This window comes from Type-C symbiont of Plautia stali (assembly GCF_059730935.1).
On record NZ_AP035923.1, the window covers coordinates 1,544,949 to 1,559,433 of the forward strand.

General features: G+C 55.6%; 11 protein-coding genes. 9 read left to right on the top strand and 2 right to left on the bottom strand.

Features of this window, described 5'->3' with window-relative positions; genetic code table 11:
• Positions 1-228: 228 nt before the first annotated feature.
• Positions 229-840, bottom strand: a complete 612-nt coding sequence (locus AC6I7J_RS07020; protein WP_498007036.1) for a phosphatase PAP2 family protein — start codon at positions 838-840, stop codon at positions 229-231.
• 229 nt (positions 841-1,069) lie between these two features.
• Here AC6I7J_RS07020 and udk point away from each other — a divergent pair, with 229 nt between their 5' ends.
• From udk to asmA, 3 genes are all read left to right on the top strand, one after another.
• The gene (gene udk / locus AC6I7J_RS07025; RefSeq protein ID WP_010615887.1) at positions 1,070-1,708 is read left to right on the top strand and encodes a uridine kinase; all 639 of its coding nucleotides are present in this window, start codon (positions 1,070-1,072) and stop codon (positions 1,706-1,708) included.
• Positions 1,709-1,828: 120 nt separating this feature from the next.
• Complete coding sequence (gene dcd, locus AC6I7J_RS07030) at positions 1,829-2,410, top strand: dCTP deaminase (protein WP_021509321.1); 582 nt, start codon at positions 1,829-1,831, stop codon at positions 2,408-2,410.
• 59 nt (positions 2,411-2,469) lie between these two features.
• Entirely contained in the window at positions 2,470-4,269 is a 1,800-nt protein-coding gene (gene asmA, locus AC6I7J_RS07035) for an outer membrane assembly protein AsmA (RefSeq protein WP_058780353.1), read from the top strand.
• A gap of 118 nt (positions 4,270-4,387) precedes the next feature.
• Here asmA and AC6I7J_RS07040 read toward each other — a convergent pair whose 3' ends face one another.
• The gene (locus AC6I7J_RS07040) at positions 4,388-5,956 is read right to left on the bottom strand and encodes a TerC family protein (RefSeq protein WP_498007037.1); all 1,569 of its coding nucleotides are present in this window, start codon (positions 5,954-5,956) and stop codon (positions 4,388-4,390) included.
• A 789-nt stretch (positions 5,957-6,745) separates the two neighbouring features.
• Here AC6I7J_RS07040 and wbaP point away from each other — a divergent pair.
• The 6 genes from wbaP to AC6I7J_RS07070 all read left to right on the top strand — a co-directional run bounded on the left by wbaP (position 6,746) and on the right by AC6I7J_RS07070 (position 14,392).
• Positions 6,746-8,179, top strand: coding sequence for an undecaprenyl-phosphate galactose phosphotransferase WbaP (gene wbaP, locus AC6I7J_RS07045; protein WP_058757291.1), 1,434 nt, complete (start codon positions 6,746-6,748; stop codon positions 8,177-8,179).
• A gap of 300 nt (positions 8,180-8,479) precedes the next feature.
• Entirely contained in the window at positions 8,480-9,610 is a 1,131-nt protein-coding gene (locus tag AC6I7J_RS07050; RefSeq protein WP_031280061.1) for a polysaccharide export protein, read from the top strand.
• Between the two features lie 9 nt (positions 9,611-9,619).
• Positions 9,620-10,054, top strand: a complete 435-nt coding sequence (locus tag AC6I7J_RS07055) for an arsenate reductase/protein-tyrosine-phosphatase family protein (protein ID WP_021509326.1) — start codon at positions 9,620-9,622, stop codon at positions 10,052-10,054.
• A gap of 12 nt (positions 10,055-10,066) precedes the next feature.
• Positions 10,067-12,244 (top strand): tyrosine-protein kinase Wzc, encoded by a 2,178-nt coding sequence (gene wzc, locus AC6I7J_RS07060; protein WP_021509327.1) that lies wholly within the window; start codon positions 10,067-10,069, stop codon positions 12,242-12,244.
• Positions 12,245-12,651: 407 nt separating this feature from the next.
• The gene (locus AC6I7J_RS07065) at positions 12,652-13,569 is read left to right on the top strand and encodes a glycosyltransferase family 2 protein (RefSeq protein ID WP_058757292.1); all 918 of its coding nucleotides are present in this window, start codon (positions 12,652-12,654) and stop codon (positions 13,567-13,569) included.
• Positions 13,570-13,639: 70 nt separating this feature from the next.
• On the top strand, positions 13,640-14,392 hold the full coding sequence (locus tag AC6I7J_RS07070; RefSeq protein WP_058757293.1) for a glycosyltransferase family 2 protein: 753 nt from the start codon (positions 13,640-13,642) through the stop codon (positions 14,390-14,392).
• The last annotated feature ends 93 nt before the right edge of the window (positions 14,393-14,485 follow it).

The following is a 14,485-nucleotide window of genomic DNA, read 5'->3' on the forward strand; positions in this document are numbered from 1 at the left end:
GCATCCAGGTGCGCATGAATGCGCACCCGACAAAAACGGTGAAATCTGCTGGCAGTATGGCGCCTGCTGGATCTGCAGCGATTCAGGTAAGGACACGACAAATTGCACAATTTTGTAGCGGCGCGATTTATCGCGCAATAAATTGCGCCGCTACCGTATGTGCAATCATTTATGAAACGTGTTCAAAACGTAATGGACAGACCTTACACCCTTTACCGCGCAACGCACTCAGCGAAACAAATCGGCGCGGGTGAAGGGCTTTTCCAGCCCGGCGAGGTCAGCGGAAAAACGCTCGAGGAACTGCTGGGTGGTGGCGACGCGGCCGTGGCCCATCAGCAACAGCGGAATCAGAAATGCCACCGCCACCTGCACCACGCTAAACCCCTTCAGCGCGGTGCGGCGCTGGCTCAGCAGGAACGCGCTGCTCAGGGTAAAGCCCAGCATCAGTCCGGCCAGCACTTCACTTACCGAGTGCGCATGGATCACCAGGCGCGATAATCCCACCATCAGCGGAATCGAATAGCCGATACCGATGGTCAGGGCACGCCAGAACGTGGGCCAGCGGCCGGAAATCAGCCACATCATCACCGGCCACAGCGTCGCTGACATCGCGCTATGGCCGCTGAAACCGGTAAAGTTGTAGCGCGCGCTGCCAATGCCGAAGCCGAGAAACATAATCTTCGAGATGCTGACCAGCAGGCCCGCCAGGCCAAACGCCAGCAGCCAGTACCAGACGGTGCGACGGTTGTCGCTTTTCCACGGCAGCACCAGTGCGATGATCACCGCAGTGGGGATCAGCAACATACTGTCGCCGAAATAGGTCAGGGTTCTCCAGCTCATACTTTTCCTTGCAACGACTATCGGGCTCCCGCCAGTCACACGGCGGGCAGAGAAACAGTGTATCGATTAAGCTGCTGGCTGCAAAACGGGATAGTCTGAAAAGGCGGCGCGCCGGTTTTCACTGGCATCAACCCGGTGAAATCCCTATAATTGCCGCCAACTAACCCTCTCAATCGGCCTGTTTTTGTGCAGACAGAAACCGGCTCCAGTTATCAGGTCTTAAAAAAGTATGACTGACAAGTCTCATCAGTGCGTGATCGTTGGCATTGCAGGTGCATCCGCATCCGGAAAAAGTCTTATTGCCAGCACGCTCTATCGTGAAATCCGTGACCAGGTCGGTGACGAGCATATCGGTGTGATCCCCGAAGATGCCTACTATAAAGATCAAAGCCACCTCACCATGGAAGAGAGGGTGAAAACCAACTACGACCATCCGAGTGCGATGGACCACGATTTGCTGCTGCAACATCTGCGCGCACTGAAGGCCGGCGAAGATATCGACCTGCCGGTTTACAGCTACGTTGAGCACACCCGCACCGATGAGTGTATTCATCTGAAGCCGAAGAAAGTGATTATTCTGGAAGGGATTCTGCTGCTGACCGATGCACGGCTGCGCCAGGAGCTTAACTTCTCGATCTTCGTTGATACCCCGCTGGATATCTGCCTGATGCGCCGTATGAAGCGCGACGTCAACGAGCGCGGGCGCTCAATGGACTCGGTGATGAGCCAGTACCAAAAGACCGTGCGCCCGATGTTCCTGCAGTTTATTGAGCCTTCCAAGCAGTATGCCGACATCATTGTGCCGCGCGGTGGTAAAAACCGCATCGCCATTGATATCCTCAAGGCCAAAATTAACCAGTATCTTTGACGACGCCCGTCCGGTTCAGCGGGACCGGAACGGGACACCGTGCGTCCGGATGGACGTGACGCGAACGGTTTGTCACAACCTGACCACCTTTCGCTACACTTAAATCATGGAGTTTCTGCGATGAGATTATGCGATCGCGATATTGAAAGCTGGCTGGACAGCGGCAAGCTGGCCATCGATCCCCGTCCGCCGGTTGAGCGCATCAACGGTGCTACCGTGGATGTGCGCCTCGGTAACCAGTTCCGAACCTTTAGCGGCCACACCGCACCGTTTATAGATTTGAGTGGTCCAAAGCATGAAGTGAGCGCGGCGCTGGATCGCGTGATGAGCGATGAGATTGTGCTGCCGGAAGGCGAAGCGTTCTTTCTGCATCCGGGTGAACTGGCGCTGGCGGTGACGCTGGAATCCGTCACCATTCCCGACGATCTGGTGGGCTGGCTGGATGGCCGCTCGTCACTGGCGCGCCTCGGGCTGATGGTGCACGTTACCGCGCACCGTATCGATCCGGGCTGGCAGGGCCGTATCGTGCTGGAGTTTTACAACTCCGGTAAGCTGCCGCTGGCGCTGCGTCCCGGCATGCTGATTGGCGCACTGAGCTTTGAACCGCTGTCCGGACCGGCGGCGCGTCCTTACAATCGCCGCGAAGACGCCAAATATCGCGGGCAGCAGGGCGCTGACGCCAGCCGTATTGATAAAGACTAACGTTTCTCCTGGAGTGATTTCGCGCCAGCGGCCTGAAATCTGACGGTGATGAGGATGCAATGAGAAGACTGATAACCACGCTGGCCATCCTGTTAGTGGTGGTCGTAGCGGGCATGACGGCACTGGTGTTGCTGGTCAATCCCAACGACTTTCGTACCTATATGGTACAGCAGGTAAAACAGCGCAGTGGTTATCAGCTTGAAGTGAGCGGCGACCTGCGCTGGCACGTCTGGCCGCAGCTCAGCATTCTGGCGGGCCGCATGAGCCTGACCGCGCCCGGCGCCAGCCAGCCGATGGTGACCGCCGATAATATGCGTCTGGACGTCAATCTGTGGCCGCTGCTGTCGCATCAGCTGAGCGTCAGTCAGGTGATGCTGAAAAACGCGATTATTCGCGCTACGCCGGACAGCGCGGTGCAGAAACCGCAGGGCGCGCCGATTGAGCCGGGCGACAGTGAACCGGCCATCGCCGCCAGCAACGGCTGGACCTTTAACATCAGTAAACTGCGCATTGCCGATAGTCTGCTCATCTGGCAGCAGCCGGGCGGTGATGAGTACAACTTCCGCGATCTCAACCTCAATCTGAATCAGGACGATAACCGGCAGGCCAGCGTTGAGCTGGCGACACGCGTGTCGCGCAATCAGCGCAATCTCAGCCTGAACCTGAAAGGGCAGATGGACGTGGCGCACTATCCGCACCGTATCAGCGGCCAGCTGGATGAGCTGGAGTACACGCTGGACGGCGCGAACCTGCCGCCGCAGGGCATTAAAGGGACTCTGAGCGGGCAGGCGCAGTGGGATGGCGACCAGCAGCAGTTTGCGCTCAACAAGCTGCAGTTAACCGCGAACGACAGCGCCCTCGACGGCAGCGCTGAGGGCCGGCTGGCCCTGCCACAGCAGCTCAACCTCGCGCTGCATGCGACCTCGCTCAATCTGGATAACCTGATGGCCAGCGCGCCCGCCAGCGATAACAGCACCACGCAGCAGGCTAACGTGATGCGCACGCCGGTGATCGCTGAGCCGCGCGCGCACAATAATGCCGACTCGCCGCTCAACAGCATGGATTTACAGCTGACGCTCGACGCTGACAGCAGCGTGTGGCGCGGTCTGACGCTCAGCAATCTGCAAATTGACGCCCGCAATCAGCGCGGGCTGCTGACGCTCAACAAGCTGCAGGGCAAATTTGGTGACGGCCACTTTTCCATTCCCGGCTCGGTGGATATCCGTCAGCCGGTCACGCAGGTGGCGTTTCAGCCGGAGCTGAGCAGCATTGCCATTGCGCCGCTGCTTAAAGCGCTGGAACTGCCAGCTTCGCTGCAGGGCACGGTCTCGCTCAAGGGCGACATCAGCGGTGCCGGGCTGAGCGTGGCAGAGGCGAAACAGAACTGGCAGGGCAATGCAGAACTGGAAGCCACTAATCTGCAGCTGGCGCAGCTGAATCTGCAGCAGATGGTGCGCCGCGCCGTGGCGCGCGTCAGCAATCGCGTCAGTAACGATCAGCCGGATGATCAGGGAATTGAACAGTTAAGCGGGCGCATCAGCCTGAAGCAGGGCAACGTCACGCTACCGGATCTGCAGGGCGGCAGCAGCCGGCTGGCGCTGCAAACCCACGGCAACGTGGATGTGGTCAAGCAGCAGCTGGATGTCACCATTAATATGATTCTGCGCGGCTGGCAGGGCGACGACCGGCTGGCAAAAGTACTCAACGGCCAGCCGATTCCGCTGCGCATGTACGGCAGCTGGGGCAATCTGCAGTATTCACTGCCAGTGGACGACGTGGTGCGCCAGCAGTTGCAGGGCGAAGCCAAAACGCGCCTCAATCAGTGGCTGGATAGCCAGAAGTCTGCACCGCGGCAATAAAACCCGATGCCGGTGCGCATGAATGCGCACCCTACAAAAAACCGATGCTTTCCGTGTAGGGTCGCCATTTATGGCGACCAGCTAAGCAACACTCGATAAATCATGCCCCGGCGGCGGGTTAAATAAACGGTGCGGGCGCGACCGGCACAATCTCGACTTTTTGCACCCGATGGTTCTCCACCTTCAGGGTGCGCAGCAGATAATCCCCGACGCGCAACTCCTCACCTTCGGCCGGCACGTGCTGCAGGCTATCCATCAGCAATCCCGCCAGCGTATGGTAATTGCGCCTCTCGTCGAGCGGCAGTGCCACATACAGCGCTAAATCTTCCAGCGGCATATGGCCGTTGGCGATCCAGCCGCCATGTTCCGCAGGCTGAATGTCGTAACGGGCATCAATCTCTTCCCCTTCATTTGGCAGGTTGCCGGCGATGGTCTCCATCACGTCGCTCAACGTCACCACGCCTTCCACCGAACCAAACTCATCCACCACAAAGGCAAAATGGGTGCGCGCATGGCGAAACTGCTCCAGCGCCTGCAGCAGGGTGACGCGCTCGGGAAACACCAGCGGCTGGCGAATAAGCGCACGCAAATCCAGCGATTTACTGTGCAGCGACTGATGCAGCAGATCGATCACATGCACCACGCCCAGCGGCTCGCGTCCCTGTTCGGTGATTAGCAGGCGCGTATGCTGGTTGCGGTCGAGTTTATCCATGATCGACTGCGGGTCTTCGCTCAGATCAATATGCTCGACGTCATGGCGTGACGTCATGATGCTGTTGATTTGGCGCTGACCCAGACCCAGCACGCGCATGATCATGCGCCGCTCCTGACGGTTAAACAGCGCTGCGCCCTGGTTATCGCTCAACAGCGATGCCGTGTCGGCATCCAGATCGGCGCGCTGCGCTTCACCGCGCAGAATGCGCAGCACGGCTTCGGCGGTGCGCTGGCGCAGCGGTCGTCCGGCGGTAAGAAAACGGCGGCGATTAAACAGCGCCAGCTGGTTAAAGATCTCAATCACAATCGAGAAGCCAATGGCCGCGTACAGATAGCCTTTCGGGATGACGAAGCCGAAACCCTCTGCCACCAGACTAAAGCCGATCATTAGCAGAAAGCTCAGGCAGAGAATCACAATGGTCGGATGGCCGTTAACGAAGCGCGTCAGCGGCTTGCTGGCCAGCAGCATTAACAGGATGGCGATGGTCACGGCGATCATCATCACCGGCAGGTCGTTGACCATGCCGACGGCGGTAATGACGGCATCAAGTGAAAAGATGGCGTCCAGCACCACGATTTGCGCCACCACCGGCCAGAATTTAGCACCGCTGTTATTTTGACCCGATTCCTCGTCGCTGCCCTCCAGCCGGGCGTTCAGTTCAGTGGTGGCTTTAAACAACAGGAAGATACCGCCGCCCAGCAGCAGCAGGTCGCGTGCGCTGAAGCTGTGCTGGAAGAGGGTGAACAGCGGTTGGGTCAGCGTAACCAGCCACGACAGCGACGCCAGCAGCACCAGCCGTGATACCAGCGCCAGCAGCAGGCCGAACACCCGCGCGCGGTCGCGCAGCGTCGGCGGCAGCTTCTCCACCAGGATGGCGATGAAAACCAGGTTATCAATACCCAGCACCAGCTCAAGAACGATTAGCGTGACTAATCCTGCCCAGAGCGACGGATCGATGATCCACTCCCACATACTTTCATCACCATAATGTCTAAAAATGAGCTTAGTCTGATGATAGTTAATCGTCAGACAGGGTACAAATACGCCCCGGCCGCGCGGATGTCGCGGGCTGGCGGCTTATTAGGATTAATCTTACCTTGTTCAGCCGGGCGATAAGTGAAAAGTATGGATAAACATCCTGTGTGGATGAAGACCACTATTTATTCTTATCCAGCGGCAAAAGCGTACGTTTTTAATGCGACTAATCTGAAGGCGGGTATCGAATTATTCTGAATTTTGGCGTGAAATTGCCTGGCGGGGCTGGCATCAATACTTATGGCTGGTAGTCTTTTTCCTAAAATAGTGCAGGGAAGACGGGGCCTACTTGTAAACAAGCCAGTAATAACTAGTATAGCAACGTGTTAGTAAATGTCTGCGCCAATGTTGTTAATAGCGCGCTGTTTAGCTTCTTAATGTTGTGAATTGTGATCGTGCACGGGTTAAGGCGGGTATTTCCCGGCGTGGCGACAAAGCGCGGACAAAAAATAGGGTGTTGTAAGCGGTATTGGCAGCGACAGCCAAGGGCGGTAGCGTGCCTGACGTGGTTTTCACAGGTTAAGAATTGTCTGGCCTTGCGGCAAAAGGAAGTCAGACTAATCTGTTGGTATTTATCACAATTTTCTTGCTTAACTGGAAAGAGAATTGGCCTAAATGCCGGGGAGTTCGCCGCAGTTTGTCTCGCTGGTTTAGTTAGTGCATCGCTCATTAATTACTCAGGCTTAGGCGTTAGGGATTAAGGGAAATAAAATAAAAGAGTCAAATATGCGCGATAATGAATTTACATATAAAAGTCTTCTGACAAAAATTTTACTGGCGTGCTCGGATTTAATTTGTTTCAACGCGGCATTGTTTATTGCACTCGCGCTGATTAATTCGTTCGCCGATTCTCCACTGGCAGATATTTCTGAAAAAGACCTCAACTTAAAAATCGCCACCCATGTCTGTCTGTCCTTAATTTGTACAGGCTGGTTCTGGGTTCGCCTGCGTCATTATACCTATCGCAAACCCTTCTGGTTTGAGCTGAAAGAGATCTTTCGTACCATTCTCATTTTCTCTGTCATCGATTTGTCAATTTCAGCATTATCACAATGGCAGATGTCCCGTTTTGTCTGGGTATTAACGTGGATTTTAGCGCTGGTGTTGATTCCGCTGGCGCGCGCTATTTCCAAACGCGTACTGAATCATTTCGGTATGTGGAAAAAGCAAACCATTATTATTGGCAGCAACCGTAACGCGCAGGAAGCCTGGCAGGCGCTGCAGAGCGAAGAGGTGATGGGCTTTGATGTGATCGCCTTCTTCGACGTCGATGGCAGTTGCCCGCAGGCCAGCATCTCCGGTGTACCGGTGCTGCATAACGAGCAGGAGCTATGGCAGCTGACCAACAGCGAAACCCAGTTTATCGTTGCGGTTGAGTTTGAGCAGAGTCAGCACCGCGACCGCTGGCTGAAAATGCTGGCGATGCATAACTGTCGCTCGGTCTCGGTTATCCCGACGTTGCGCGGCGTACCGCTGTACGGCACCGATATGGCTTATATCTTCAGCCATGAAGTGATGATTCTGCGTGTCAATAACAACCTGGCGAAACGCACCTCGCGTGTCCTGAAGCGGGCATTCGATATCGTCGGCGCGCTCAGCATCATCATCGCGCTGTCACCTGCGCTGCTGGTACTCGGCTTCATGGTTGGCCGTGATGGCGGACCACCGATTTACGGTCACGAACGTGTGGGTCTCAATGGCCGCAAGTTCAAGTGCCTGAAGTTCCGCTCGATGGTAATTAACTCGAAAGAGGTGCTGGAGGAGGTGCTGCGCACCGACCCGGTAGCCCGCGCCGAGTGGGACAAAGATTTCAAACTGAAAAACGATCCACGTATTACCAAAGTCGGTCATTTCATCCGTAAAACCAGCCTGGATGAGCTACCGCAGCTGTGGAACGTCGTGCGCGGTGACATGAGCCTCGTTGGCCCGCGCCCGGTGATTGAAGATGAACTCTGCCGTTATGCCGGTGATGTTGATTATTACCTGATGGCAAAGCCAGGCATGACGGGATTGTGGCAGGTCAGCGGTCGTAACGACGTTGACTATGAGACGCGCGTCTATTTCGATTCGTGGTATGTCAAAAACTGGTCGCTGTGGAATGACATCGCGATTCTGTTTAAGACGGTCGGCGTGGTACTCAAACGCGACGGCGCTTATTGATAGACAGCAAGGGCAGGGGACGAAATAACGTTCCCGCCTGATAACTGCCGGTGCTGGGAGTGTCTGTAACTGATAACTGCCATTATCGAGCCCGAACAGAGCGGGTTATTAAGCCGCTTAACGATAACCCACTTTAATTGAAGTCGTCTGCAATCAGGATGACAACATAAACCAGGGAGCTAATGATAATGAACCTCAGTTTCAGTGTTTAATTCCTTGCCTTTAATTTTTGTTAGACGCTTACACAGCGGCGTTTTCGCCTCTATCAATCATTAACTGATAGCGAAGAACCAGATGATAATGAAAACTAAATTGATACCGTTACTGGTATCCGCGACTTTCCTCTCCGGGTGCACCATCGAACCAGGTTCGCACCTTTCCACTAGCGGAAAAGATGTCATTGAGCAACAGGATAGCAATTTTGACATCGACAAATACGTTAACGTCTTCCCTCTGACGCCGCGTCTGGTTGAACAGATGCGTCCGAAGCCGCTGGTTGCTCAGGCTAACCCGCTGCTGCAGAACGAGATTCAGAGCTATCAATACCGCGTTGGCATCGGCGACGTACTGAACGTCACCGTATGGGATCACCCTGAGCTGACCACGCCGGCCGGTCAGTACCGTAGCGCCAGCGACACCGGTAACTGGGTGCAGGCAGACGGTACCATCTTCTATCCGTACATCGGTAAAGTGCGCGTTGCAGGCCGCACCGTGACGGAAATCCGCAGTGAAATCGCGCGTCGTCTGGCGCAGTTCATTGAAAGTCCGCAGGTGGATGTCAATGTGGCCGCGTTCCGTTCGCAGAAAGCCTACGTGACCGGTTCGGTCACCACCTCCGGCCAGCAGCCGATCACCAACGTGCCGCTGACCGTGCTGGATGCGGTGAACGCCGCGGGTGGCCTTGCCGCTGACGCCGACTGGCGCAACGTGGTGCTGACGCACAACGGCCGCGAGCAGCGCATTTCGCTGCAGGCGCTGATGCAAAACGGCGACCTGAGCCAGAACCATCTGCTCTATCCGGGCGATATCCTTTACGTACCGCGTAACGACGATCTGAAGATCTTCGTAATGGGCGAAGTGAAACAGCAGACCACGCTGAAGATGGACCGCAGCGGCATGACGCTGGCTGAAGCACTGGGTAACGCACAGGGCATGGATCAAACCACCTCTGACGCCACCGGCGTATTCGTCATTCGTCCGATTCGCGGTGCTAACCGCACCAAGATCGCCAACATCTATCAGCTGAACACCAAAGATGCGGCGTCGATGGTGATGGGCACCGAATTCCAACTGGAGCCGTACGACATTGTCTACGTCACCGCAACACCAATCACCCGCTGGAACCGCGTGATTTCCGGACTGCTGCCGACCATCGTGGGTATCGACGATGCAAGCTCCGCAGCGCTGCGTTTCCGCAACTGGTCGGACTAAGGTTTTACCATGATTAAGTCAGTGTTAGTCGTCTGCGTCGGCAACATTTGCCGCTCCCCCACCGGGGAGCGTCTGTTTAAACGCGCACTTCCGCATACCCGTATCGCTTCTGCCGGTCTTGGCGCCCTGAAGGGCCATCCGGCGGATAAGACGGCCAGCGCCGTCGCCGCTGAACATGGCGTCTCGCTGGACGGTCATGAGGCTCAGCAGTTAACGGCCAGCATGTGCCGTGACTTTGACCTGATTCTGGTAATGGAGAAGCGCCACGTTGAGCAGGTGAATCGCATCGATCCGGCCGCGCGGGGGAAGACCATGCTGCTGGGCCACTGGCTTAACCAACAGGAAATTGCGGATCCGTACAAAAAAAGCCGTGAGGCCTTTGAAGAGGTTTACGGGTTACTGGAAAACGCTACCCAGAAATGGGTTAACGTACTAAGCCGATAGTTGGGAATATCCATGAATATCAAAAACAAGGTTATGACTGCGCCAAAAGAAGATTCGAATGGATGGGATCTGGCGCATCTTGTGGGACAGCTGATCGATCATCGCTGGATCATCGTGGCGGTCACCGCTTTCTTTATGCTGATGGCAACGCTCTACACACTGTTTGCTACGCCAATCTATAGCGCGGACGCTATGGTGCAGGTGGAGCAGAAAAACACCGCCTCGGTGCTGAACGAATTACAGGATGTGATTCCGACCACGCCAGCATCAGACACCGAGATTCAGATCATCGAATCCCGCATGGTGATTGGTAAAACCGTTAACGACCTCGGTCTGGACACGGTCATTCAGCAAAACTACTTCCCGGTGATCGGTAAAGGTCTGTCGCGCCTGATGGGAAACAAGCCGGCGCAGATTGCCATTTCACGCCTGGAAATTCCGCGCAGCATTGACAAACGTACCGTTGAGCTGGAAGTCACCGGTCCGCAGACCTATACCGTGAGCAAAGACGGCGACGAGCTGTTCAAAGGCCGCGTGGGTCAGCTGGAGCAGCACGGCGACGTCACCATGCTGGTTAGCGGCATTCAGGCTGACGAAGGCACCAGCTTCAGCGTCACCAAGCTGAGCGACCTGCAGGCGATTAAAACCGTGCTGGGCGCGCTGACCGTCGCCGATAAAGGCAAAACCACCGGCGTGCTGGGCCTGGAGTTCCAGGATGAAGATCAGGAGCAGGCGAGCCGCGTGCTGAACCAGATCGTCAACAACTATCTGCTGCAGAACGTTGAGCGTAAGTCTGAGCAGGCGGAAAAGAGCCTCGAATTCCTGCGCACCCAGCTGCCTAACGTGCGTGCCAAACTGGATGATGCGGAAGACAAGCTGAACACCTTCCGTCGTCAGAACGAGTCGGTCGACATGTCGCTGGAAGCCAAATCGGCGCTCGACTCTTCCGTTAGCGTCCAGAGCCAGCTGAACGAGCTGACCTTCCGTGAAGCCGAAGTTTCCCAGCTGTTCACCAAAGACCACCCAACGTACCGCGCGCTGCTGGAAAAACGCAAAACGCTGGAAGCGGAACAGGCACAGCTGAACAAGAAAATCTCGGCCATGCCGCAGACCCAGCAGGAGATTCTGCGTCTGACGCGTGACGTGCAGGCCGGTCAGGAAATCTACATGCAGCTGCTGAACCGTCAGCAGGAACTGGGCATTAGCAAGGCCAGCACCGTGGGTGATGTGCGCATCATCGACCGTGCTGAAACCAGCACCAGCCCGGTGGCACCAAAGAAACTGCTGATTATTGTCGCGGGCCTGATTGTTGGTCTGATGCTGTCGGTTGGTCTGGTGCTGCTGAAAGCACTGTTCCACCACGGTATCGACAATCCGGAGCAGCTGGAAGAGCTGGGCATGAACGTCTATGCCAGCGTACCGCTCTCCGAGTGGCAGCGTAAGAAAGACACCGAAGCGCTGGCGCGACGCGGCAGCAAAGAGAAGTCGGATCCGCACAACACCCTGCTGGCGCTGGGTAACCCGACTGACCTCTCCATTGAAGCGATTCGTAGCCTGCGCACCAGCCTGCACTTCGCCATGATGGAAGCGAAAAACAATATCCTGATGATCACCGGTGCCAGCCCGGGTATTGGTAAAACCTTTATCTGTGCCAACCTGGCGACGCTGGTATCCAAAGCAGGTCAGCGCGTACTGTTCATCGATGGTGATATGCGCCGCGGCTATACCCACGAGCTGCTGGGTGCGGATAACAAGACCGGCCTGTCTAACGTACTGTCAGGCAAGAGCGAGTTCTCGCCGGCGATGATTCAGAAGGGCGTGTACGGTTTTGACTTCCTGCCGCGCGGTCAGGTGCCACCGAACCCGTCTGAACTGCTGATGCATCGTCGCATGCAGGAGCTGCTGGACTGGGCGAGCAAGAACTATGACCTGGTGCTGATCGATACGCCGCCGATTCTGGCTGTGACCGACGCTTCCATCATCGGTAAGCTGGCCGGTACTTCGCTGATGGTGGCGCGTTTCGAAACCAACACCACCAAAGAGCTGGATGTTAGCTACAAGCGCTTCGCCCAGAACGGTATCGAGATTAAAGGCGTCATCCTCAACGCCGTGGTCCGTAAAGCGTCGAATGCCTATGGTTATGGCTACGACTATTACAACTACGAATACGGCAAAGAGAGCAAAAGCTAAGCACTATCGGGGGCGGATTTTCCGCCCCTTTTTATGACTAAAATGCGTTAGCGAGGTGCGCATAAATGCGCACCCTACGTGGACGGTGCAGGAGAATTGACCTCTTTGCTGGTGCGCATAAATGCACTGACGGTCAGAACCGTGCCCGAGGCTGTAGGGTCGCCATTCATGGCGACCGGCAAACCGCTTTCTCGAACATAACGCCATGCATGGCGACTAAATTTTTCGGTGCGTTTTGCACCATCCAACATACACACAGCACAATCTTAGGTATTTCCGTGACGGTACGAAAAGTCTTTTTGAAAAAGAATACTAACGGCATGATTTTTCAGAACAAAGCCGATTCCTTTCTACAGGCCGCTCGCGTTACCGTTGAATCTGGAACAGCTGTTTAAGAGGTGCTGGCAATGCAGGACATCCGCTTCTCAATTGTAATTCCCGCTTATAACGCGTCGAAATCGATTGTCACGACGCTGGATTGCGTCAAAGCGCAAACCTATCGCAACTTTGAAGTCATCATCGTGGATGACAAATCCGCCGATGCCGCGGAACTGGCGCAGGTGGTGCGCGGCGAGCGCTATCAGGATCTGGACATCAAACTGGAGCTGTCTGAGGTCAAACTCAACGGCGCCGGCGCGCGCAACAAAGGTATTGAACTGGCGCAGGGCGACTTCATCAGCTTCCTCGACGCCGACGACGAGTGGCACGCGGACAAGCTACTGGAAGTTTGCGATACCATCCGCAAGCTGGAAGCGCAGGGTAAATCGCGCTATGTCATCTTCAGCCAGGTCAATATTCATCAGGACGGCAGCTTCCTCAAAGTGATGCCGATGCAGCCGCCGGGTAAGAACGAGACCGTGGCGGAGTACCTGTTTGGCTGTTACGGCTTTATCCAGACCAGTACCATCGTGCTGAAACGCGAAGATGCCGCCAGAATCCAGTTTGATGCGCGCTATATTCGCCATCAGGATTATGACTTCTGCATCCGCGCCGACCGCATGGGCTATGAATTTGTGATGATCGCCAAACCGCTGGCGACCTACCATCTGGTGACCAAATTTGGTTCCAAACACAAAGGCGAGTCGGTGAAGTACTCCTTCTTCTGGCTCGACACCATGAAGCCGCACCTGACGGCGCGCGATATCCATACCTACAAAGCGTTCAAGCTGCCGCTGCGCTACAAAATGGATGGCAATTCGCTGCTGGCCAGCGTCAGTTTTGCGCGCTACTTCTTCCTCACCAACCGTGATAACCGCGCCTACTTCATCAATCGCCTGGTCGATAAGCTGAAGTCGCGCTTCACGGGGCGAAGAGCGGTTTCCTGATCGATTTATGACTTTCACTTGCTCCCGCAGCGGGAGCATTTTTTCGGTTCCTGACACTCCGGGTATACAAATGACAAATCATGTTGGCACCATCGGTATCGTGATGCCGATGTACAACGCGCGCAACACCGTGCTGCGTGCGGTTGAGTCGATCGTGAATCAGACCTACAGCGACTGGCATCTCTACCTGGTCAATGATAAATCCACCGATGATTCACTCGCTTTTGTGCGCGAGCACTGCCAGGACGCGCGCATCACTATCCTCAGCAACGAGGTCAACCTCGGCGCGGCGGAAACGCGCAACGTGGGCCTGCGCGCGGCCAAAGAGGAGATCATTGCGTTTCTCGACAGCGATGACGAATGGCACGCGGAGAAACTGGCCGAGCAGGCCGCGGCGCTGGCCGCCGGTGACGACTTCGTCATCACCCATTATCACTACAAAACCAAAACCGCCGATCACGACATCAACTACCACAAACCTTATCTGCAGCAGGAAAACTTCGTGAAGAAGCAGTATCGCGTCTGCTTCTCCTCGGTGTGTTTCCGACGTCCGCCACAGGGCATCTTCTTCCAGCGTAAAGGCCATGAAGACTTCCTGTTCCTCTATGAGCTGTTCCTCCGCTACAAACAAGCCCGGGTGATCCAGAAGACGCTGGTCAACTACTACGAGCTGGGCGATTCGCTGTCGCGTAACAAAAATAAAGCGGCGAAATGGCACCTCGAATTATTAAGAATTATCTATAAAAACAATCCTTTAAAAATCTATTACTATTACGGCTGGTATATGGTGAATGGGGTTCTTTTCACCCTTAAACATCGCTAAGACCCTGTGTCCTTCGCGCTGCCGCTACGTTGGCTGCGCACGTCCATCCCGGTCACTTACTTGAGTAAGCTCCCGGGAATGAACGCACTTGCC

What these genes read in the sequence shown, in the direction of transcription:
- dcd (WP_021509321.1), top strand. Translation starts at nt 1,829, where the DNA reads ATGAGATTATGCGATCGCGATATTGAAAGCTGGCTGGACAGCGGCAAG.
- wbaP (WP_058757291.1), top strand. Translation starts at nt 6,746, where the DNA reads ATGCGCGATAATGAATTTACATATAAAAGTCTTCTGACAAAAATTTTA.
- udk (WP_010615887.1), top strand. Translation starts at nt 1,070, where the DNA reads ATGACTGACAAGTCTCATCAGTGCGTGATCGTTGGCATTGCAGGTGCA.
- AC6I7J_RS07040 (WP_498007037.1), bottom strand. Translation starts at nt 5,956, where the DNA reads ATGTGGGAGTGGATCATCGATCCGTCGCTCTGGGCAGGATTAGTCACG.
- AC6I7J_RS07070 (WP_058757293.1), top strand. Translation starts at nt 13,640, where the DNA reads ATGACAAATCATGTTGGCACCATCGGTATCGTGATGCCGATGTACAAC.
- AC6I7J_RS07050 (WP_031280061.1), top strand. Translation starts at nt 8,480, where the DNA reads ATGAAAACTAAATTGATACCGTTACTGGTATCCGCGACTTTCCTCTCC.
- AC6I7J_RS07055 (WP_021509326.1), top strand. Translation starts at nt 9,620, where the DNA reads ATGATTAAGTCAGTGTTAGTCGTCTGCGTCGGCAACATTTGCCGCTCC.
- AC6I7J_RS07020 (WP_498007036.1), bottom strand. Translation starts at nt 840, where the DNA reads ATGAGCTGGAGAACCCTGACCTATTTCGGCGACAGTATGTTGCTGATC.
- wzc (WP_021509327.1), top strand. Translation starts at nt 10,067, where the DNA reads ATGAATATCAAAAACAAGGTTATGACTGCGCCAAAAGAAGATTCGAAT.
- asmA (WP_058780353.1), top strand. Translation starts at nt 2,470, where the DNA reads ATGAGAAGACTGATAACCACGCTGGCCATCCTGTTAGTGGTGGTCGTA.
- AC6I7J_RS07065 (WP_058757292.1), top strand. Translation starts at nt 12,652, where the DNA reads ATGCAGGACATCCGCTTCTCAATTGTAATTCCCGCTTATAACGCGTCG.